This window comes from Roseinatronobacter domitianus (assembly GCF_023336755.1).
Lineage (GTDB): Bacteria > Pseudomonadota > Alphaproteobacteria > Rhodobacterales > Rhodobacteraceae > Roseinatronobacter > Roseinatronobacter domitianus.
In genome coordinates, this window is record NZ_JALZWP010000007.1 from 77,528 (window position 1) to 96,672 (window position 19,145).

21 protein-coding genes and 1 riboswitch are annotated in these 19,145 nt (G+C 62.5%); of the genes, 13 read left to right on the top strand and 8 right to left on the bottom strand.

Annotation, left to right across the window (positions count from 1 at the left end; all coding sequences use genetic code 11):
- Window positions 1-2 precede the first annotated feature (2 nt).
- From M3N55_RS08765 to M3N55_RS08775, 3 genes are read right to left on the bottom strand one after another with little or no spacing between them, the layout of a single operon-like run.
- Complete coding sequence (locus tag M3N55_RS08765; protein ID WP_249058153.1) at window positions 3-617, bottom strand: HAD family hydrolase; 615 nt, start codon at window positions 615-617, stop codon at window positions 3-5.
- Window positions 614-1,444 carry an S-formylglutathione hydrolase gene (gene fghA / locus M3N55_RS08770; protein WP_249058154.1) on the bottom strand — a complete coding sequence of 277 codons (831 nt, stop codon included), beginning with the start codon at window positions 1,442-1,444 and terminating at the stop codon, window positions 614-616. The genes M3N55_RS08765 and fghA overlap by 4 nt, the downstream gene beginning before the upstream one ends.
- A gap of 32 nt (window positions 1,445-1,476) precedes the next feature.
- A complete protein-coding gene (locus M3N55_RS08775) occupies window positions 1,477-2,406 on the bottom strand; it encodes an AEC family transporter (RefSeq protein ID WP_249058155.1) in 930 nt (309 codons plus the stop codon).
- A 98-nt stretch (window positions 2,407-2,504) separates the two neighbouring features.
- On the opposite strand from M3N55_RS08775, the gene M3N55_RS08780 reads away from it, so the two are divergent.
- A complete protein-coding gene (locus M3N55_RS08780; protein ID WP_249058156.1) occupies window positions 2,505-3,122 on the top strand; it encodes a TetR/AcrR family transcriptional regulator in 618 nt (205 codons plus the stop codon).
- Here the strand turns inward: M3N55_RS08780 and M3N55_RS08785 are convergent.
- From M3N55_RS08785 to secG, 4 genes are all read right to left on the bottom strand, one after another.
- Window positions 3,110-3,859, bottom strand: coding sequence for a glycerophosphodiester phosphodiesterase family protein (locus M3N55_RS08785; RefSeq protein WP_249058157.1), 750 nt, complete (start codon window positions 3,857-3,859; stop codon window positions 3,110-3,112). The genes M3N55_RS08780 and M3N55_RS08785 overlap by 13 nt on opposite strands.
- Window positions 3,852-4,316, bottom strand: coding sequence for a RidA family protein (locus tag M3N55_RS08790; protein WP_249058158.1), 465 nt, complete (start codon window positions 4,314-4,316; stop codon window positions 3,852-3,854). Before M3N55_RS08790 ends, M3N55_RS08785 begins: the two co-directional genes overlap by 8 nt.
- 74 nt (window positions 4,317-4,390) lie before the next feature.
- On the bottom strand, window positions 4,391-6,034 hold the full coding sequence (pyrG, locus tag M3N55_RS08795) for a CTP synthase (RefSeq protein WP_249058159.1): 1,644 nt from the start codon (window positions 6,032-6,034) through the stop codon (window positions 4,391-4,393).
- A gap of 117 nt (window positions 6,035-6,151) precedes the next feature.
- The gene (gene secG / locus M3N55_RS08800; protein WP_249058160.1) at window positions 6,152-6,514 is read right to left on the bottom strand and encodes a preprotein translocase subunit SecG; all 363 of its coding nucleotides are present in this window, start codon (window positions 6,512-6,514) and stop codon (window positions 6,152-6,154) included.
- 153 nt (window positions 6,515-6,667) lie between these two features.
- Here secG and M3N55_RS08805 point away from each other — a divergent pair, with 153 nt between their 5' ends.
- Together M3N55_RS08805 and M3N55_RS08810 are read left to right on the top strand one after the other, a co-directional pair.
- A complete protein-coding gene (locus M3N55_RS08805; RefSeq protein WP_249058161.1) occupies window positions 6,668-7,960 on the top strand; it encodes an adenylosuccinate synthase in 1,293 nt (430 codons plus the stop codon).
- Window positions 7,960-8,187, top strand: a complete 228-nt coding sequence (locus M3N55_RS08810) for a DUF2842 domain-containing protein (RefSeq protein WP_249058162.1) — start codon at window positions 7,960-7,962, stop codon at window positions 8,185-8,187. The genes M3N55_RS08805 and M3N55_RS08810 overlap by 1 nt, the downstream gene beginning before the upstream one ends.
- 61 nt (window positions 8,188-8,248) lie before the next feature.
- Here M3N55_RS08810 and M3N55_RS08815 read toward each other — a convergent pair whose 3' ends face one another.
- Window positions 8,249-10,627, bottom strand: coding sequence for a hypothetical protein (locus tag M3N55_RS08815; RefSeq protein ID WP_249058163.1), 2,379 nt, complete (start codon window positions 10,625-10,627; stop codon window positions 8,249-8,251).
- Window positions 10,628-10,763: 136 nt separating this feature from the next.
- On the opposite strand from M3N55_RS08815, the gene M3N55_RS08820 reads away from it, so the two are divergent.
- The 10 genes from M3N55_RS08820 to tolA all read left to right on the top strand — a co-directional run bounded on the left by M3N55_RS08820 (window position 10,764) and on the right by tolA (window position 19,048).
- Window positions 10,764-11,432, top strand: coding sequence for a thiamine diphosphokinase (locus M3N55_RS08820; RefSeq protein WP_249058164.1), 669 nt, complete (start codon window positions 10,764-10,766; stop codon window positions 11,430-11,432).
- A 36-nt stretch (window positions 11,433-11,468) separates the two neighbouring features.
- A riboswitch (cobalamin riboswitch) is annotated at window positions 11,469-11,677 on the top strand.
- Window positions 11,678-11,806: 129 nt separating this feature from the next.
- The gene (locus M3N55_RS08825; RefSeq protein WP_249058165.1) at window positions 11,807-13,672 is read left to right on the top strand and encodes a TonB-dependent receptor plug domain-containing protein; all 1,866 of its coding nucleotides are present in this window, start codon (window positions 11,807-11,809) and stop codon (window positions 13,670-13,672) included.
- Entirely contained in the window at window positions 13,650-14,471 is an 822-nt protein-coding gene (locus M3N55_RS08830; RefSeq protein ID WP_249058166.1) for an ABC transporter substrate-binding protein, read from the top strand. The genes M3N55_RS08825 and M3N55_RS08830 overlap by 23 nt, the downstream gene beginning before the upstream one ends.
- Entirely contained in the window at window positions 14,468-15,454 is a 987-nt protein-coding gene (locus M3N55_RS08835; protein ID WP_249058167.1) for a FecCD family ABC transporter permease, read from the top strand. Before M3N55_RS08830 ends, M3N55_RS08835 begins: the two co-directional genes overlap by 4 nt.
- Complete coding sequence (locus tag M3N55_RS08840) at window positions 15,451-16,206, top strand: ABC transporter ATP-binding protein (protein WP_249058168.1); 756 nt, start codon at window positions 15,451-15,453, stop codon at window positions 16,204-16,206. Before M3N55_RS08835 ends, M3N55_RS08840 begins: the two co-directional genes overlap by 4 nt.
- The gene (locus M3N55_RS08845) at window positions 16,203-16,874 is read left to right on the top strand and encodes an adenosylcobinamide amidohydrolase (protein WP_249058265.1); all 672 of its coding nucleotides are present in this window, start codon (window positions 16,203-16,205) and stop codon (window positions 16,872-16,874) included. The genes M3N55_RS08840 and M3N55_RS08845 overlap by 4 nt, the downstream gene beginning before the upstream one ends.
- Window positions 16,874-17,494 (top strand): MotA/TolQ/ExbB proton channel family protein, encoded by a 621-nt coding sequence (locus tag M3N55_RS08850; RefSeq protein WP_249058169.1) that lies wholly within the window; start codon window positions 16,874-16,876, stop codon window positions 17,492-17,494. The genes M3N55_RS08845 and M3N55_RS08850 overlap by 1 nt, the downstream gene beginning before the upstream one ends.
- Entirely contained in the window at window positions 17,494-17,877 is a 384-nt protein-coding gene (locus tag M3N55_RS08855; RefSeq protein WP_249058170.1) for an ExbD/TolR family protein, read from the top strand. Before M3N55_RS08850 ends, M3N55_RS08855 begins: the two co-directional genes overlap by 1 nt.
- Window positions 17,877-18,254 (top strand): ExbD/TolR family protein, encoded by a 378-nt coding sequence (locus M3N55_RS08860; RefSeq protein ID WP_249058171.1) that lies wholly within the window; start codon window positions 17,877-17,879, stop codon window positions 18,252-18,254. The genes M3N55_RS08855 and M3N55_RS08860 overlap by 1 nt, the downstream gene beginning before the upstream one ends.
- Window positions 18,254-19,048: a TonB family protein gene (tolA, locus tag M3N55_RS08865; protein WP_249058172.1), complete on the top strand. Its 795-nt coding sequence runs from the start codon at window positions 18,254-18,256 to the stop codon at window positions 19,046-19,048. Before M3N55_RS08860 ends, tolA begins: the two co-directional genes overlap by 1 nt.
- The last annotated feature ends 97 nt before the right edge of the window (window positions 19,049-19,145 follow it).

The following is a 19,145-nucleotide window of genomic DNA, read 5'->3' on the forward strand; positions in this document are numbered from 1 at the left end:
GTTTACGCCTCTACACTCAATCCGTGTTTACCCAGATCCCGTTTCAATGCATCGGGGTGTTCGAAGACATGACCCAGCCAGCCACGGGTGGTCGCGGCTTCAATATTCTCTGGTTTATCGTCTATGAAAAACAGGTTTTGTGGCAAAACACCGCTTTGTTTTTCAAGGATTTCATAAATTTCGGTTTCGGGTTTCAGCACCCCCAGATGCCCGGAAATATAGCTTTGGTCGAATTCGGTCAGGAACGGATGTGTTTCACACGCCAGCGCGAATGTCTCACACCCAAAATTTGACAGCGCAAAAACCGGCATGCCTTGTGCACGCAAACCGCGCACAAGCGCGACATTTGCATCGATGACCGGGGCAAACATGTGCGACCAGCCGTCATGCCAAAGCATGATCTCTTTTGCCCAACTTGGGTGCTGCGCTGCCACATTGCGCACGCTGTCGGCAAAAGGTGCGCCTCTGTCTACCGCCAGGTTCATGCCGTTCAGATCAACCTCGTCAAACAGGCGTTTGCGGCGCTCGGCCCCAATCTGGCTGTCGAAAAACAGTTCGGGCTGCCAGCCGACCAAGACGTTGCCAATGTCGAACACGACGGCGCGAATATCGCTCATCGGGCCAATGCCTCTGCATGAAAGGCGACATGCTCGCCCGCGAAGGTCGAGACGAAGAAATAGCTGTGATCGTAGCCGTTTTGCATGCGGAAGCTGCCGGGCTGGCGTGTCGCGGCCATGGCTTGGGCCAAGGTTTCGGGCCGCAGCAGGTCCAGAAACTGGTCCGACGTGCCTTGGTCAATCAATATGTCGCCGTCAAACCCACCGTTTTGCATCAGCAAGGTCGCGTCATGCACGCCCCAAGTGCTTTCATCCGCCCCCAGATAAGCCCCCAGTTGCTTGCGCCCCCAATCGCTGGCCGTGGGGTTGGCGATGGGCGCGAAGGCTGACACAGAGGCGAAGCGCCCCGGCAGTCGCATCGCCATGGTCAGCGCGCCATGCCCGCCCATGGAATGGCCGGTGATCGCTTGGCGGTCTTCTTCCAAAGCAAAATTGGCAAAGAGCACGCGGGGCAATTCGTCTGTAATATAATCCCACATCTGGAAATGTGGCGCCCATGGGGTCTGCGTGGCGTTGACATAAAAGCCCGCACCTTGGCCAAGGTCATAGGCCGGATCATCGGCAACACCCTCGCCGCGCGGGCTGGTGTCGGGGAACACCACGGCAAGCCCATGCGCCGCCGCATGTGCCTGCAATCCCGCTTTGCTCATGGCGTTTTCATGCGTGCAGGTCAGACCCGACAAATACCACAGCAGGGGCACCGGGTGCAGCGCCGCTTCGGCAGGCAGGAACAGGCCGAAGGTCATGTCGCAGCCGGTGGCCTTGGATGGATGGCGATACACGCCCTGCACACCGCCGAAGCATTTGTTTTCCGAAATCGTTTCCATGTCGTGTCCCCTCTTGGTTTGGGGGCAAAGTGTCAGAACCCGCTGACCCATGCAACGACCAGCGGTATGGTCGCCATGCTGATAAGCGTTGAGACAAGGATCGTGGCCGACACCCGTGACGGCCCGGCATTGTAGTGTTGCGCCAGAATGAACACATTGCCCGCAACCGGAAGCGACGCGCCTGCAATCAGAACGGCGCTTGCCACCGGGTCCAACCGAAACACGACCAACGCAAACAGGGCCACGACTGCCGGGTGCAGCACCAGTTTCACGAAGGTCAACCAACTGACAATGCCCAACCGTTCCACCCGCTTGTCTGCGAGAGAAGCGCCGATAGCGAAAAGCGCGCCGGGCGTGGCGGCGGCCCCCAACAGTATGAGCGTGTCATTTATAGGTGCGGGCAGGGCGAACCCTGTGCTGGCCCATGCCAACCCAAGCACCATGGCCGCCACCATCGGATTGCGCGCCACCGCGCCCAGCAGTTTCAAAGGCAGCGCACGGTCGATCTGGCCTTGCCGGGCCAGCGTTATCATCATGGTGAACAGGGACGAGAAGACGACAAGATCCACCGACAGGATAATCAACATGAAGGGCACAGATTCTGGCCCCAACAGCAGCGCCAGCATCGGCAGCCCCATAAAGCCCGTATTGCCGATTATCCCGCATTGCGCTTCGATTGTGGCCTCTGACAGGCTGGCACGGCGTAGAAAGGCAATGAACATTACCGCCAGATACACCGTCAGACAGGCCAGCAGATACGCGGCGATCACGCGCGGTTGCCAGATTTCCTCCAGCCCCAGATTCGCGGAAAAGCCGAATAGCAGCGCCGAGAGCGCGAAGTAGAAGACGAACTTCGTCAGGTAGACCGTGGCCTCTGGCGGAAAGACACCAAGCCGCGCCGCCCCAAGGCCAAGACCGATCAGGGCGAAAAACGGCAAGGTTTCCAGAAAGATCGTCAACATGTCCTGAACCTGTTAACATGATGGCCGTATGCTCGCCAGCGGAACCGCTTTTCATGTCGGGCGCAAGTGCCTATCTTCAGAAGGAGGCAGGAGCAGGCATGACAACAGCAGACATTACGATCCCGCAAGGGCGCAAGGTGAAACAGGTGCTCGACGGTGCCCGAAACGTGTTCGTCGCGCATGGCTACGAGCGCGCCAGCATGGATGAGATTGCACGCGCGGCTTGCGTGTCAAAAGCTACGGTTTACAGCTACTTTGCGGATAAACGGGACTTGTTCACCGCCATGTATCGGGCGGAAATGTTGCGGTTGGCGGATTCGGCGGTAGAGTTGGCTGACACGCATCTGGCCCCGCAGCAGGCGCTGCGCGAAGCCGGGCGTCGGATGCTAGAATATCTGACCTCTGATTTCGCGCTCGCGATGTATCGGATCTGCGTGGCTGAAACGCCGCGCTTTCCCGAAATTGGTCTGGCCTTTTACGAAGGTGGGCCGGAACTGGGCCGCGCACGCTTCGGAGATTATTTGCGCGAGGCCGATGCGCGCGGCGTGCTTCGGGTGGATGACATCGATCTTGCGGCCGATCAGTTCTTCCAACTGTGCCAGACGACAATTTGCGACCGGATGATTTGCGGAGTGCAGCACAGCTTTTCGGCTGATGAAATCGCACGCGTGCTCGACGGCGCGGTGACGACCTTCATGGCGCGCTACGGCGTGTAACCTTCGAAGGTGATGTTGTCGGCTGTTTGCCGTGCCTGTGCCTCTTGTGCGGGGTCTTTGATGGTCCAGCACAAAACGGGCACGCCCATCGCTTTCAGCGCCGTAACCCGTGCCATGTCCAGCCCGCGCCAATCATGCGAAATGAAGCTGGCGCCAACGCGGTCAAAATCAGGGATCGTGGCAAGTTTGGCCAGTCGTTCAGGCGCAGGTCCCGGCCAACCTTCTGGCGCAAAGGCGGACGTCACCAGCCCGCGCGGAATGTCCGGGGCCAGCCGTGCCATCGCCTCCATGCTGTAAGGGTTGAACGACATGACCGCGACCGGGCCTTTGTAGCCTGTCAATGCGGCGGCGGTGTCTGCCTCCAGCCGCCCATCGACCGGGCCGAGCGTGCCGCTTTGATCCTTCACCTCGATCAGCAAGGGCACGCGACCTGCGACCAGCGCCAGAACCTCGCGCAAGGTCGGGATGCGCTCGGACGTGCCGCGCAGACGCAGCCGGGTCAGGTCGCGTGCGGTGCGGGCGGCCACTGCACCCTTGGCCCGCGTCAGCCGGTCCAGATGCGCATCATGGAACACCATGGCCACACCGTCGCGGCTGGCTTGCAAGTCGATCTCTATGCCATACCCCGCCGATAAGGCTGCTGCGATTGCGGCGCGCGAATTCTCTGGCCCCGCGCGCCCATGCAGCGCGCGATGCGCGATGGGGCGGGCCAGAAATTCCGGTGGCAGGTCAGGCAATCTCGAATATGCCCTCAATTTCCACGGCCACGCCAAGCGGTAGGCTTGGGGCACCCACTGCGGCGCGCGCGTGCCTTCCAGCTTCGCCAAACACGGCAACCATCAGGTCGGAACAGCCGTTCACGACTTTGGGCTGGTCGGTGAAATCAGCGGCGCAATTAACGAACCCGGTCAGCTTGACCACGCGTTTCACGCGGGTCAGGTCGCCGCCGCAAGCTGCGCGCAACTGCGAAATCAGCGCAAGCCCGCATGCGCGGGCGGCGTTCACGCCATCCTCGACCGAGGTGTCGACCCCAAGGGTGCCGCAGATCAACCCGTCCGGCCCGCTCGAGATCTGGCCAGAGATGAACACCAACGACCCGCTTTGCACGAAGGGCACATAATTTGCGGCCGGCGCGGGCGCGTCGGGTAGCGTCAGGCCAAGCTCGGCGATGCGGGATTCAATAGGGTTGGACATGGGGAACCTTTCGTCGTTTCCCACGCACTATGCCCGAATAGGCACGCGTGAGAAGGGGAAAAAAGCGCTACAACTTACACCAGCCGCGACACCTCTACCGCCGCGCGCACGAAATCTGCGAAAAGCGGGTGTGGTGCGAAGGGTTTTGATTTCAGTTCCGGATGGAACTGCACCCCGATGAACCACGGATGGTCGGGATATTCCACGATTTCCGGCAATGACCCATCCGGGGAAAGGCCCGAGAAACTCAGCCCTTTTGCTTCCAAGGCTTCGCGGAACTTGGTGTCCACTTCGTAGCGGTGGCGGTGGCGTTCCTCTATGCGGGTGGTGCCGTAAATCCCGGCCACGCGCGAGCCGTCCAGCAGGCTGGCATTATACGACCCAAGCCGCATGGTGCCGCCCTTGTCATCGCCCAGCTTGCGTTCAACCTTGTGGTTGCCCTGCACCCATTCCTTCAGGTGGTATACCACGGGCGTAAACCGCTTTTTGCCCGCTTCATGGTCAAACTCTTCGGAGCCTGCATCTTCGATACCCGCAAGGTTGCGCGCGGCCTCGATGCAGGCCATCTGCATGCCCAGACAAATGCCGAAATAGGGGATTTTCTTTTCCCGCGCATAGGTTGCGGCGCGGATCTTGCCCTCAGTCCCGCGCTCGCCAAAGCCGCCGGGAACCAGAATGGCATGATAGGGTTCAAGTGCTGCGGACGGGTCTTCGCTGTCGAACACTTCGGCGTCGATCCACTCGACCCGCACTTTCACCCGGTTGGCAATGCCGCCATGCACCAAGGCTTCCTTGATGGATTTATACGCATCCTCAAGCTGCACGTATTTGCCGACGATGGCGATGCGCACTTCGCCCTCTGGGTTGTGCAACCTGTCCATCACGTCGTTCCAGCGGTCCAACTGTGGGCGCGGGGCAGGGTTGATCCCGAACGCATCCAGCACCGCTTGGTCCAGACCGGCGCCATGATAGGCAAGTGGCGCTTCGTAGATGGATGACAGATCATAGGCCGGGATCACCGCCTCTGGCCGGACATTGCAGAACAGCGCAATCTTTTGCCGTTCCTTTTCCGGGATCGGATGTTCGGACCGACAGACCAGCACATCGGGCGCAATGCCGATGCTTTGCAGTTCCTTGACCGAGTGCTGGGTCGGCTTGGTTTTCAACTCGCCGCTGGCCGCCAGATAGGGCAGCAATGTCAGATGCATGAAAATGCACTGGCCACGCGGGCGTTCATGGCTGAACTGGCGGATGGCCTCAAAGAAGGGCAGCCCTTCAATATCGCCAACCGTTCCGCCAATTTCACAGAGCATGAAATCGACCTCATCCTCGCCCACCGCAAGGAAGTCTTTTATTTCATTGGTGACATGCGGGATAACCTGAATGGTGCGGCCCAGGTAATCGCCCCGGCGTTCGCGTTCGAGCACATTGGAATAAATCCGCCCCGACGACACCGAATCGGTGCGGCGCGCGGCAACACCGGTGAAGCGCTCATAATGCCCAAGGTCCAGATCGGTTTCGGCCCCGTCATCGGTCACGAACACCTCGCCATGTTCAAACGGTGACATGGTGCCAGGGTCGACGTTCAGGTAGGGGTCCAGCTTGCGCAGCCGCACGGTAAAGCCGCGTGCCTGCAACAATGCGCCCAAGGCGGCAGATGCCAGGCCTTTGCCAAGACTGGACACAACACCACCGGTAATGAAAATATAACGCGCCATGGGTCTGCTCGGACCTCCCCGTGAAGTGTCAGAATTGGAAAACGGCGCGCGAAACGGCACACCTTCACGGGAGTATTGCCTTACCCGAGATCGCGCACGCCCGCAAGCGTGCGCCGTTTACTCTGCCGGCGGCGGTGCCAGTGAATCGCTGTCCAAGCTGGGCGGCAGCAAGCTATCAGCAGCGGGCAGGCCAGATGTTGCCGGCGCTTCTGCGGGTGCGGGCACGCCAAGGCGGTCCAGAACCGAGGTGCTTGCGGATTGCTGCGCGGCCAGAACCGTCAGGAACAGCGACGTGCTGATAAACGCGATCGCCAGAGCCCATGTCAGCTTTGCCATGGCTGTCAATGGCGGACGGCCTGCCTGCGGGCTGCTGTCACCCCCGCCAATGCCAAGCCCACCCCCTTCGGAGCGTTGCACCAGCACGACGCCAATCAAGGACAGCGCCAGCAGAAGATGAACGATCAGCACGACATTTTGCATCAGGAAACCCGCTCTTCGCTTATCCGGCCTACTTAGGGGTTGCGAAAGCTGCCTGCAACCCCGCATCGCAGGCCACAAAGCCACAGTTTCGGGTTTTCGCCACCCTTGCGACAGGGTAAGAGCAAGACGGTTTCAGCAAGGAAGGGTCCGGTAATGGCCAATGTCGTGGTGGTCGGCGCTCAATGGGGCGACGAAGGCAAGGGCAAGATCGTCGATTGGTTGTCCGAACGCGCCGATGTGGTGGCGCGATTTCAGGGCGGCCATAATGCCGGGCATACGCTGGTCATTGACGGCAAGGTCTACAAACTGCACGCGCTGCCCTCTGGCGTGGTGCGCGGTGGCAAACTGTCGGTCATCGGCAATGGCGTGGTGCTGGACCCGTGGCATCTGGTTAAGGAAATCGAGACGATCCGCGCGCAGGGCGTCGAGATAACTCCAGAGACATTGATGATTGCGGAAAACACGCCGCTTATCCTGCCGTTTCATGGTGAATTGGACCGCGCCCGCGAGAATCAGAATTCGGTTGCGAAAATCGGCACCACGGGGCGCGGTATTGGCCCGGCCTATGAAGACAAGGTCGGCCGCCGCGTGATCCGCGTGGCCGATCTGGCTGATGATGCCACATTGGAACTGCGCGTGGATCGCGCTTTGGTGCATCATGACGCGCTGCGCCGTGGTTTGGGGCTGGAGCCTATCGACCGTGATGCGCTGATCGCCAGCCTGCGTGCGATTGCGCCGCAAATCCTGCCCTTCGCGGCCCCCGTGTGGAAGGTGCTGCAAGACAAACGCAAGGCCGGCAAGCGCATCCTGTTCGAAGGGGCGCAGGGGGCGCTTCTGGATGTGGATTTCGGAACCTACCCGTTCGTCACCTCGTCCAATGTGATCGCGGGGCAGGCGGCGACGGGCGTGGGCGTTGGTCCCGGCGCGATTGATTTCGTGCTGGGCATTGTCAAAGCCTACACCACCCGCGTGGGCGAAGGGCCGTTCCCGACCGAATTGGATGATGACGATGGCCAGCGACTGGGCCAACGCGGACATGAATTTGGCACCACCACCGGGCGCAAGCGCCGCTGCGGCTGGTTCGATGCGTGTCTGGTGCGCCAGACCTGTGCCACATCGGGCGTGAACGGCATTGCGCTCACCAAACTCGATGTGCTCGATGGGTTCGAGGTGCTGAAAATCTGTGTCGGGTATGATCTGGACGGGCAGGTCATGGATTACCTGCCCACGGCGGCAGAGGCTCAGGCACGGTGCACGCCGGTCTATGAAGAAATGCCGGGGTGGACGGAATCCACCGAGGGCGCGCGATCCTGGGCCGATCTGCCTGCGAATGCGATCAAATACGTCCGCCGCGTGGAGGAGTTGATCGGCTGCCCGGTTGCCCTACTTAGCACGTCACCGGAACGCGAAGATACAATTCTTGTCACAGACCCGTTTGAGGATTGATGGCCCTATCCTATAAAGCCCGTAAACGCTGGTCGATTTTCGCCCTTGTGGTGGCCTTGCCGCTTTACATAGTTGTGGCCGTCAATGTGGTCGAAATGTTCGACCGCCCGCCCTTTCTGTTGGAGTTGCTGATCTATGTCGTCTTGGGCATTGTCTGGACCTTCCCGCTGAAAAAGCTGTTCCTCGGGGTTGGCAAGCCAGACCCGGACGCACCGCCGGACCCGTAAACCCCGACCAACGAAAAAGCCCCGGCACGATGGCCGGGGCTTTTTCCTGTGTTGGGCGCCCTTAGCGTTGGGCGTATTTGCGGGCAGGTTCATCATATTCCGAAGCCGGTGCCAGGCGGAACGCCCCGGCGTTGCCCCGTTCCAGCCTACCTTCGCGCAGCAGCGTCCCAAAACCGCGCAGCATGTCTTCGCGGCTGACCTCTTTGCCCTCGTTATAGGCCAGAACAAAGTTCATCAATTCCGGGCGCGAGAACTCTTGCTGACCCAGAATATGCGTCGAATAGGCTGCGGCGGCTTCGATCTGGTCATCCAGCAACCAAGCATCGACATCATCCGCAAAGGTTTTGAAGGAGTCCAGCGTCTCCTTGGCAACCGGGGCGCTGCCGGGTTTAACCGCGATCGCCTCGGCGGATTGGCTGGCGCGCACGCGGCGTGGGCGCACGGGACCACTTGGCGCGGTTTCGGTGTCTACACGCTGTTCCGACACAAGCACCAAAGGTGCCCGCGCTACGGATGGGCGCTGGGTTTTGCGCGCGCCTGCCATTGCGGGGCGGCGCGGGCGCGGGCTGCCTGCGGACGCATCATACGGTTCAGGCTCTGCCACTGGCGTTGGGGCAGGTGCCGCAACGGGGCGCATGGTTGCAGGTGCGCGTTTTGGCGCCACGATCTCTGCAACTTCCTCGACCGGGGCGCTTTCGGCGACGTCCTCGTCTTCATCCCAAGCCTCATCCGAAGTCTGTTCTTCTACCACCTTGGCGCGCTGTTCTGCGCGGGCCATCGCAGGGTCGAGCGGGGCCGGGGCTTCCATCCCGGCGCGATATTTTTCGATTTCGCGATCCTGTTCGATGTCACGCCGGCGCGGACCTTCGACGATTTCTTCGGCCCGTGTCGCGGCAACCGCCACCTTGATATGCTCAAAGGTCTCGCGGCGGCGCTTGGAATCGTGTTCACCCAAGGCAGAGTTTGCGGTTTCCAACAGGCGCTCGGCGGTGGTTTCCGTATCGCCGGGAATGCGCTTTTTCGCCTTTCGGTTGAAATGCGGATGTTTGATGACCGCCTCTTGTTCGATCACGGCAAGTTCGTCGATCAATGACGTCTCGGATTGCCCGCTTAGCCCAGTCTGGCCCAGAACCGCACGGATTTCGCTACGCAGAGTTTCGATAGAGTGGCGTTCTTCTTCCTGCCGTGCGCTGTCTTGCAACTCGCGTTCCAGCTCGGCCTCGAAATCATCTTCGTCGATGACCTCGGCCATAGAAGGTTGGGCCTGTGCGGGCTCTGGCCTCTCTGGTGCGCGTGGGGCGACGTCTGCCGGTGGGGTGTCTGGGACGTCGGCCTTTGCGGGCTGAATCTCAGCCTCAGCCTCAGCCTCATATTCGTCTTCGTCAAAATCATCTTCGAACTGGTCTTCTTCCGCTTCGGCGGTGGTGTCCTGGCCCGAACGCTTTGCAGTTACATGGGCCGCGATCCCGGCTACTGGGGCCGCAGCGGCCAGAACCGCCGAAGGTGCTGGGCGTGCCTTAGCTTGCGGGGTGTCGTCATCGTCTTCATCGAACAGACCAAAATCGTCGTACTCGTCCAACTCCTCATCTGCGCTGGATTGCGCTGCAACGGGCTGCTCTGCAACGGGCTGATCCATGGTCGGCAGAGAAAGAGTGTCTTGCGGCGTATCCGGTGCGTCCTCCTCGGCGAAATCGTCACCGAAGGTCGCGTCTTCATCCGCGGCGAGGCTGTCTTCGGCCATGTCCTCGGCATCATCTGTCAGACTATCGCTATCCGCCGGTTGGTTGACCTCGTCCTCTGCCATCAGGCTGGCGAGGGTATCATCCAACTCTGGCATATCGGGCGCAGTATCGGTGGTATCCCACAAATCCGCTTCCGGCACAGCATGTGCCTGTGCATCGGATGCCTCATCTTCGACGGTGTCTTCCTCGGCGTCTTGCATGGTTTCGGACTTGGCAACAGCCGCGCGGATGCGGGCCAGCTTATCCGACACGTCTGACGACATAGGCTCTGAGGCGGGCATGTCCTCTGCATCCGTCTCTGGTGCGGGTTCCGGTGTCGCAGACGCTTTGTTTGCAGCGGCGGCAGCCATCATCCCGGACGGGGCAGCACCACCTTGGACAACGGATTTAAGCACATTTGCCATGGCATAAGGTGCCACGACACCCGGTGCCGTGTTGCTATCGGGCTGCTGTCGCAGAATGATCCCGTTTTCCTGCACACGGCTTTCGACGCGGCGCTGCACCTCGCGTTCGGCGATGCGGTGTAGCATTTCGGCATCCGGTGTGGGCGGTTCTGCCCCGAAGTAGCGGTCTTGCGCCGCCAGATCCCGGAAATACTCCGCGATTGCCTGCATGGTGCCGAAAGGTTCGTCAAACCCTTCCAGCGTGCACGAAAACGTGCCGTAGGACACCGTAAGTATCTTGCTTGGACCAACCATCACATCGCTCTTTATTTGACTGCACATTTCCGAACTTCGCGGATCACAAAAGCGATTACATGTTTGAACTTGGGTTTTTTGATGATCTGTTTATGACCATGACCCAAACTCTTTGCCGCATTCGAAAGGTAGCCCATTGGCGTTGGTTCTCCAAACACAGAGTGGCATCACATTGGCGGGTGGGGCCGGTTTTGACGGTGCAACGCTCGCAGAAGCGCTTGCGCTTGCCCCCGAGCTGGTGGCGGCGGATGGCGGTGCCAATCACCTGGACAATCTGGAGCAAGCGCCCCGCGCGGTAATCGGCGACCTTGATTCGATTCATCCCGACCTGCGCGCAAAGTTAGGCGCGCGCGTTCATCATGTGCCTGAACAGGACAGCACGGATCTGGACAAATGCCTACGCTATGTCAGGGCACCTTTCCTCATTTGCCTTGGGTTTCTGGGCGCGCGCACGGACCACACGCTTGCGGCCATGAATTCGCTTGTGCGCCATAAAAGCGCGCGGGTGCTGTTGGTGGGCACGGAGGATATCTGTCTGCTGGCACCACCAGAACTGGAAATGCCCGTGGCGCGTGGGGCACGGGTATCGTTGTTTCCGATGGGGCCAGTGGCGGGGCGCTCGACAGGTCTGGAATGGCCGATCGACGGGCTGGCCTTTGCGCCGGATGCGCGGATCGGCACGTCCAACCGGATGGCGGGTGACAGATTGCACCTGACCTTCGACGCGCCCGGCATGATCCTGATGATGGAGCGGTCGACCCTGCAGGACCTGCTGCCAGCGGTCATGCAGGCTCCTGACTGGTAGGGCCAGAAAAACTGTTGCGCCGACTCGGTGAAGGTTCTACGACCAAGGAACTTTGGTCCGGGCGTGAAAGCGGCCGGTTAAAATGGGAACGCGGTGCGCAGCCTTCGGGCGGCAAATCCGCGACTGCCCCCGCAACTGTAAGCGGCGAGCAATGTCGGCACATGCCACTGTGGTGCAAGCCACGGGAAGGCCCGGCAAAGCAGCGACCCGCAAGTCAGGAGACCTGCCAAAGTGTTCACCCTATCCCGGCGCGGGCGGCGCTGCGGGTAACGGTTTGTCCGTAGCGGTGGCATTTTCGCCGTCTGCGGTGCGCTGCACCTGCATGACACTCTACTTTCGGGCCGCATTGTCGGCCCACACATAGGTGCAGACCCATGACCAAACGCCATTTCCTTGGCACGGTCGCAGCCCTTGGCCTGATGGCCGGGGGTGCTGCGGCGCAAGATATCATCAACCTCGAAGAAGTGACCTTCTCGGCCAACCTGACCGAAACCGAGCTTCCGCGCTCTGGTGCGTCGGTCACGGTGCTGACGGCGGCGGACATCGCGGAAAGCGGCGCGACCTCGCTTGTCGACTTGCTGCGCCGGCTGCCCGGTATCAGTATTACCCAAGATGGCGGGATGGGCGGGTCCGGCAGCCTGCGACTGCGCGGTGCCGAAGCGCGCTACACCGCTATTTATATCGATGGCATTCGTATTGACGACCCGTCTGGGGTGCAGACCCAAACCGATATAGGTCAGCTCGGTCTGGCCAATCTGGGCCGCATAGAGATTTTGCGGGGCTCGCAATCTGCGCTTTATGGTGGGTCGGCTGTTGGCGGTGTGATCAACATCACATCGTTGCGCGCCGAAGAGGATGGGCTGACCCAAACGTTGCAAGCGGAAGGTGGCAGCCATGCGACTGCGCTTTTGTCCTATGGGCTGGCTTACCGTCAGGATCGGCTGGAACTGTCGCTAGGGCTGTCACATGTGCGTACCAACGGCGAAACCGCATTCGAAGGTGTGTCCGGTGGCATTGTCTATGCGCCCAATGCTGAATCCGACGGGTATAACCGCAGCAAGGTCAATTTGGCCGTCCGCTATCAGGCGACCGACATGCTGGCGCTGGGGCTGGCCGGGTTCTATCAGCGGTCCAACAGCGAGTATGATGCCAATGACGCTTTCGGATTTACATCGCTTGACCCGAATTCCGATGCCGAGGCACGCTGGCGTCAATTGGGCCTACGCGCTTTCGCGCAGCTTGATTCAGCCTTCGGCACGCAGGAATTCGGGGTTAGCCGCTACAATGTTGAACGGCGTTATATCGTCGGCGGAGCGTTTGCCTCTGACAACACCTATATCGGCGAACGCACACGGATGGACTGGAAGGGCATCTCTGACCTGTCGCCGGGCTATACGCTGGTCTACGGAGCCGATTGGGAACGCGAGGATTATAACCAGACCGGAACGTTTGGCGGGTTCCGATCCGACACCAGTATTGCCGGAGCCTATGCACAGCTTTTGGGGCGACCGGCAGACCTGCTCGATGTGACTGCGGCGGTGCGGTACGATGATCATTCGCGCTTTGGTGGGTTTCTGACTGGTCGCCTCAGCTTTGCCTATCAGGTAACAGATTCGCTGACCTTGCGCGGGCAGGTTGCGCGTGGTTTCCGCGCCCCGTCCAACTTCGAACTGTTCAGTGCGTTTGGCGATCCGACGATGGACGCCGAAACCTCGGTTTCGGTCGAAGCTGGTGCTGATTACCGACTGGCCAATGGTGGGACAGTTTCAGCAACGCTGTTTCAGGTGCGAATCGATGGCAAGATCGACTACGATACCGTGACGGCGCGCTATGCGCAGATCGAAGCATCACGCAGCCGTGGTGTGGAACTGTTTGCCGATATTCCGATAACAGATCGTGCCAGCGTGACCTTGGCCTATACCTACACAGACGCTAACATAACCGAAGGCCCATCGGCAGGGTCGCGTGTTGAGCGCGTGCCGCGCCACAATATGACACTTGGGGCCGACTTGCAGATCCTGGATCGGCTAAGCGGGTCTGCCAGCTTGACGCATGTCGCGGATCGCACGGGCGGGCTGGCTGACTACACGACCGTTGATCTTGGCTTTCGTTATGGCCTTACAGATACGGCAGATTTAACCCTTCGAGCGACCAATTTGTTCGACCAGGACCGCCAGCAAGTGCGCGGCTATAAAACGCCCGGAAGGGCGTTCTACCTTGGCCTGTCGTCGCGCTTCTAAGGCGTTGGGCGCAGTCCTTGCCCTTTGGGCGGGGGCGGCGCTCGGGGGGCCACCTGAAAGGGTGGTCTCTATCAACCTGTGCACCGACCAGTTGGCCATGTTGCTGGCGAAACCGGGGCAGTTGGTGTCCATCTCGCGCATCTCGCAGGATCCGAACGTGTCGGTCATGCTGGAAGAGGCGCGCAAATACCCCATAAACCACGGGCAGGCGGAAGAGGTGTTCCGCCTGAATCCCGATCTGGTGCTGGCCGGGCAGTTCACGTCTTCCTACACCGTCGGGCTGCTACGGCGGTTGGGGGTAGAGGTTGCGCAACTGCCCATCGTCACCAGTCTGGACCAGATACCTGGGGCTATTCGTGAGGTGGGTCGCCTTTTGGGGCGCGCGGCACAGGCCGAAACGCTGGCCACAGAGTTCAGCGCCGATCTGGCCGCGTTGCGGGCCAACCCGTCCAACCGTCCCCGCGCGGCGCTGCACTATGCCAACAACTACACCTCTGGCGATAAATCGCTCGCCAATGACATTCTGACGGCGGCGGGCTTTGCCAATGTTGCGTTGGAAGCCGGGCTATCCGGCGGCGGCACCCTGCCGATGGAGCGGTTGCTGATGCTCATGCCCGACCTTATCATTTCGGGCCAGCACTACCCCGGCGCGTCACGCTCGGAGGCGGTGCTGACACATCCTGCCATGAACGCGCTGCGCGACAGGCACGCGGGCAGCGCGCTGTCCGATGCCGAATGGGTTTGCGGCACGCCTGCCGTTCTGCGCGCCATCTCGCGCCTGCAAGAGGCGTATGAATGACCCGTGTGCTCGCCCTCGTTCTGGTGCTGCTGATCGTGGCGCTGTTTGCGCTGTCGCTGCTGATCGGCCCGGCGGGGTTGTCGCCTGCGAGGTCTTTGGCCGCGCTGCTGCGCGGCGAGGGGCTGGCTGAAACCTTGGTCATGCGCGAAATTCGCCTGCCGCGCGCCATATTGGCGGCGATGATCGGGGCCGGGCTGGGCTTGGCGGGTGCTGCGATGCAGGGCTATCTGCGCAATCCGCTGGCGGAACCGGGCTTGCTGGGTGTGTCCGGCTCTGCCGCCTTGGGAGCCGTGATCGCGCTGCAAACCGGCTTTGCCGCGCAATTCGCGTTGGGCTTGCCCTTGGCCGCGCTCTTGGGCGCGGTGCTGGCGGTCGGGTTGATCCTTGCGCTTGCCGGACCGCGCGGCGGGTCACTGACGCTGATCTTGGCCGGGATCGCGGTGTCTGCCCTTGCGGGCGCGTTGACGGCGCTGGTGCTGAACCTGTCGCCAAACCCGTTCGCCGCGTCCGAAATCATGTTCTGGATGATGGGGTCGCTTGCCGACCGCTCTATGACGCATGTCTGGCTGGCAGCACCCTTCATTGCCATCGGCGCGGTGGTGCTACTGGCCCAAGGCCGTGCCTTCGATGCGCTGACCTTGGGCGAGGACAGCGCCGCCAGCCTTGGCGTGAACCTGTCCCGCCTGCGGCTGGTGCTGGTACTGGCCGTGGCCAGTATGGTGGGCGCGGCCACGGCGGTCGCGGGCGCGGTGGGGTTCGTGGGCCTTGTCGTGCCGCATATTCTGCGCCCGTTTGTGGGCGCGCGCCCGTCCAGCCTGCTCTGGGCCTCGGCGCTGGGGGGTGCGGTGCTGGTGCTGGCGGCAGATATTGCCGTGCGGTTGGTCCTGCCTGACCGTGACCTGAAACTGGGGGTATTGACCGCGATTGTCGGCGCGCCCTTGTTCTTGCACTTGGTCTTCAAGACACGGGGGCAAGGGCTATGACCGATTTGGTCCTGTCTGATTTCGCCGTGGCGCGCGGCCCTTGCGATGTGCTGCGCGACATTAACCTGAGCGTGGGCGCGGGCGAATTCGTGGGCTTGCTCGGCCCCAATGGTGCGGGCAAGACCACGTTGATGCGCGGCGCCTTGGGGATGATGCCGCATCGTGGGCAATCCTCGCTGTCGGCGCTTTCCGCGCGTGATCGTGCCCGCCGCGTCGCATGGCTGCCGCAAGCGCGCGAAATCGGCTGGCCGGTCAGCGTGGCTGATGTCGTGACGCTGGGCCGCCTGCCGCATCTGGCGCGCGGCCAAAAACCAGGAGAGACCGACCGCGCCGCGATTGATGCGGCGCTTTCCCGCATGGGGCTGGACGGGTTCCGCACCCGCATCGCCACGCAGCTTTCGGGCGGTGAACAGGCCCGCGTTCTGATCGCCCGCGCGCTGGCGCAGGACACGCCCTTGCTTATGGCCGATGAACCGGCGGCGGGGCTGGACCCCGCGCATCAACTGGGGCTGATGGACACACTTGCCGCCGAGGCCGCGCGCGGGCGCAGCGTGATCGCGTCCCTGCACGATCTGGGGCTGGCCGCGCGCTATTGCACACGGCTGGTCGTGTTGTGGCAAGGCGGCATTGCCGCCGATGGCCCGCCAGCCGAGGTGCTGACGCCCGATCTGTTGGCCCGCGTCTTCCAGATACGCGCCTATGTGCGCCACACGGATGATGGCCCCATCTGCCAGCCGCTGGGGGTGGTCTGATGCAGGTCAAGCTCGCCGCACCTTGGTTGGAGTGTGATCTGGGCGCGCCGCACCGGGTGCTGTCATGGGCGCCGCACCGTCCCGGCTACCAAACTGCGCGCCATATCCTCTGGCGGCAGGTGCGCAATGCCGACCTGCCCGCCGATCTGGATGTGGGGGCATGGCTGGCGCTAGAAATGGCCGGGCGGGATGCGGTGTGCCTGCTCACCTCGCGTGATATCGCCTTTCACCAGATTGCCCGCGCCACGGTCGAAGGCGTGACTGCGCAGGCGCTCGCCACGGTCGGCTTGTCGAATGCCGAGGCCGTGGGCGCGCGCGCGGACCGCACCGGGCGCGACTGGGACAAGGTGATGCCAAGCTACGGCACCATCAACATCGCGGTGCAACTGTCGCTCCCCCTGTCTGATACTGGCCTGCTAGAGGCACTAAGCATCGCCACACAGGCCCGAACCGCTGCAATTGTCGCCGCAGGTCACCGCGTGCCGGGCGGTGCAATTGCTACGGGGACCGGGACAGATTGCATTGCGGTGGCCGCCCCGCCCGGCGCAGAACATTACGCCGGGCTGCACACGGCCCAAGGCGAAGCCATCGGGCGCGCGGTGTTTGACGCGGTGGCACAGGGTGCCGCAGACTGGCAGGCCACGATTGGCCCGCAAAGCGAGGGATGATGACAGGGTTTCAGGAGTTTCTGCTCACAGGCGGCCCGGCGCTCTGGGCGATTGCCGCGCTTTCGGTTTTGACCTTGGCGCTGATCCTCTGGAAGCTGTGGGACATGGCGCGGCTTGGCGCATGGTCGCGCGGCCCGGCCGAAGCGGCGGTGGCATCATGGCAGTCGGGCGCGGGGCAGGGTGCGCTTGTGCCTTTGGCCGGGCGTTCTGGTCTACGGTCGCGCATGCTGCGCCGGGCAATCGAAGCCAGGCTCGACCCCGCCATGACCGATGCGCAGGCCCGCGAGGACACCGCACGGATTGCCAAGGGCGCGCTGATGCAGGCGCGCCGCGGGTTGCGCGCGCTGGAACTGATCGCCACCATCGCGCCTTTGATTGGGTTGCTGGGCACGGTTCTGGGCATGATCGAAGCGTTTCAGGCTTTGCAAGCGGCAGGCAACCGTGCCGACCCTGCGGCGCTGGCGGGCGGTATCTGGCAGGCACTTTTGACCACGGCGGCGGGGATGGCGGTGGCGATCCCGGCGTCGATGGCGCTAAGCTGGTATGACAGTATCTGCGAGCGGGTGCAGGCCGATATGGAAGACCTTGCCACGCGCGTTTTCACGTCCGGGGGGCGCTGATGCTGCATTTCGGCCCACCGCGCCCGCGCCGCAAACCCAGCCTGACACCGATGATTGACGTGGTGTTCCTGCTGCTGGTGTTCTTCATGCTGGCGGCGCGCTTCGGGCAGGATGTGGGCTTGGCGCTGGCCCCTGCCGGGCAGGCCACAGCCAGCTATGCCGGTCCGCCCCGATTGGTGGAATTCGCGGGCGGCATGGTTTGGTTGAACGGAGTGGAAACCGATCTTCTGGTCCTGCCCGATGCCTTGGCTCCGCTCATGCCGAACCCCGATGCGCTGGTGATTTTGCGCCCGCGTGATGGGGCAAGTGTGCAGGATGCTGCCCGCCTGACCGATGCTTTGCGCGCGGCGGGGTTGTCTTCGCTTGTGCTGATGGAACCGTGATGGAGTTCACGCCGCCGACCCGCCCCCGCACGCCCCGCGAAAGCGTGGTGCCCATGATTAACGTGGTGTTCCTGCTTCTGATTTTCTTTTTGATGACCGCCCAGATCACCGCGCCCGACCCTGTGGAGGTAACGCCGCCGAGTGTGACCCTGGCGGATGGGGCGTTGCCGGAAGGTGTGACCGAACTGTGGCTCGGCCCCGATGGAGGGTTGGTGACAGTCGATGGCACGGCGCCTGATCTGACAAATCTTGGCCCAGAGGTGACATTGCGCGCCAATTCTGAGGCTCCTGCCGCCGCCTTGGCGCGCGCCTTGCGCGAGTTGGGGCAGGGCGGCGTGCGCGCGGTAACGCTTGTCGCGCGGCAAGGGGGCGGCTGATGCGTGCGGCGTTGGAATTCACAGGCTTTGGTGTGGCGGCGGTGGCAGTGCATTTGGCGGCCTTTGCCGCGATTGCGCCTGACGGCATGGCGGCGGGCGGCGATGGTGGCGAGGGCGCCGTGACGGTCGCGGCCCCGTTGGGGGCGGCAGATCCGGCAGTGTCGGCCATGGTCCGCAACTGGGACGCGCCGGTGCAGGTCATGGCCCCGCCAGAGATGGTCGCCCCGCCTGTGCAGGAAGCCGCGCCCGATGCGCTGTCGCAACTGCGCCGCGACACCTTGCCGGAATTGCCCGGACTTGTCGCCCCGCAGGCCGCGCCGGTTCTGACGGCTGACCAGCCCGATTTGCCCAAACTGTTCGCACAACCCGACACGCCGCCCGAAACCCGCCCGCGCGCGCGCCCTGACCCCAAAGCCAAGGCCAGCGCCCCGGCCAGCCCGCCCGCGCAACGCGCCAGCGGGCAGGGGGCGGCCGCACAGCGCGGCGAAGGGGCGGCGCAAGTGCAAAGCGGAGGGGGTAATTCCGCCAGCGCGCTTGCCGACTGGGGCGGGCGCATTCGCGCTGCTGTGCAACGCGCACAAACGCGGCCCAGAACACGCGCGCGTGGCGTGGTGCAGTTGCGTCTCTCGGTCACGGCGGGCGGGCAATTGGCGGGGGTGAGCGTCGTCGGCAGTTCCGGCAACGCCGCGCTGGACCAAGCTGTGCTAAATGCGGTGCAGCGCGCACGCCTGCCCCGCGCGCCAGAGGGCGTGAGCGGGACGCATCGGTTCAATCTGCCGGTGGGCTTTCGGTAAAATAACCTTGCGCGGAATCAAGGGCGTAGCCCGCCGCGCAATCGGCGGGCCGTCCCGCGGCCTGCCGATTTGGTTGACGTAAGCGCATTGCACACAG

Bases quoted from the DNA above. Each gene is read 5' to 3' on its own strand.
- M3N55_RS08765 (WP_249058153.1), bottom strand. From the start codon at position 617: ATGAGCGATATTCGCGCCGTCGTGTTCGACATTGGCAACGTCTTGGTC.
- fghA (WP_249058154.1), bottom strand. From the start codon at position 1,444: ATGGAAACGATTTCGGAAAACAAATGCTTCGGCGGTGTGCAGGGCGTG.
- M3N55_RS08775 (WP_249058155.1), bottom strand. From the start codon at position 2,406: ATGTTGACGATCTTTCTGGAAACCTTGCCGTTTTTCGCCCTGATCGGT.
- M3N55_RS08780 (WP_249058156.1), top strand. From the start codon at position 2,505: ATGACAACAGCAGACATTACGATCCCGCAAGGGCGCAAGGTGAAACAG.
- M3N55_RS08790 (WP_249058158.1), bottom strand. From the start codon at position 4,316: ATGTCCAACCCTATTGAATCCCGCATCGCCGAGCTTGGCCTGACGCTA.
- pyrG (WP_249058159.1), bottom strand. From the start codon at position 6,034: ATGGCGCGTTATATTTTCATTACCGGTGGTGTTGTGTCCAGTCTTGGC.
- secG (WP_249058160.1), bottom strand. From the start codon at position 6,514: ATGCAAAATGTCGTGCTGATCGTTCATCTTCTGCTGGCGCTGTCCTTG.
- M3N55_RS08805 (WP_249058161.1), top strand. From the start codon at position 6,668: ATGGCCAATGTCGTGGTGGTCGGCGCTCAATGGGGCGACGAAGGCAAG.
- M3N55_RS08810 (WP_249058162.1), top strand. From the start codon at position 7,960: ATGGCCCTATCCTATAAAGCCCGTAAACGCTGGTCGATTTTCGCCCTT.
- M3N55_RS08815 (WP_249058163.1), bottom strand. From the start codon at position 10,627: ATGGTTGGTCCAAGCAAGATACTTACGGTGTCCTACGGCACGTTTTCG.
- M3N55_RS08825 (WP_249058165.1), top strand. From the start codon at position 11,807: ATGACCAAACGCCATTTCCTTGGCACGGTCGCAGCCCTTGGCCTGATG.
- M3N55_RS08835 (WP_249058167.1), top strand. From the start codon at position 14,468: ATGACCCGTGTGCTCGCCCTCGTTCTGGTGCTGCTGATCGTGGCGCTG.
- M3N55_RS08840 (WP_249058168.1), top strand. From the start codon at position 15,451: ATGACCGATTTGGTCCTGTCTGATTTCGCCGTGGCGCGCGGCCCTTGC.
- M3N55_RS08850 (WP_249058169.1), top strand. From the start codon at position 16,874: ATGACAGGGTTTCAGGAGTTTCTGCTCACAGGCGGCCCGGCGCTCTGG.
- M3N55_RS08855 (WP_249058170.1), top strand. From the start codon at position 17,494: ATGCTGCATTTCGGCCCACCGCGCCCGCGCCGCAAACCCAGCCTGACA.
- M3N55_RS08860 (WP_249058171.1), top strand. From the start codon at position 17,877: ATGGAGTTCACGCCGCCGACCCGCCCCCGCACGCCCCGCGAAAGCGTG.
- tolA (WP_249058172.1), top strand. From the start codon at position 18,254: ATGCGTGCGGCGTTGGAATTCACAGGCTTTGGTGTGGCGGCGGTGGCA.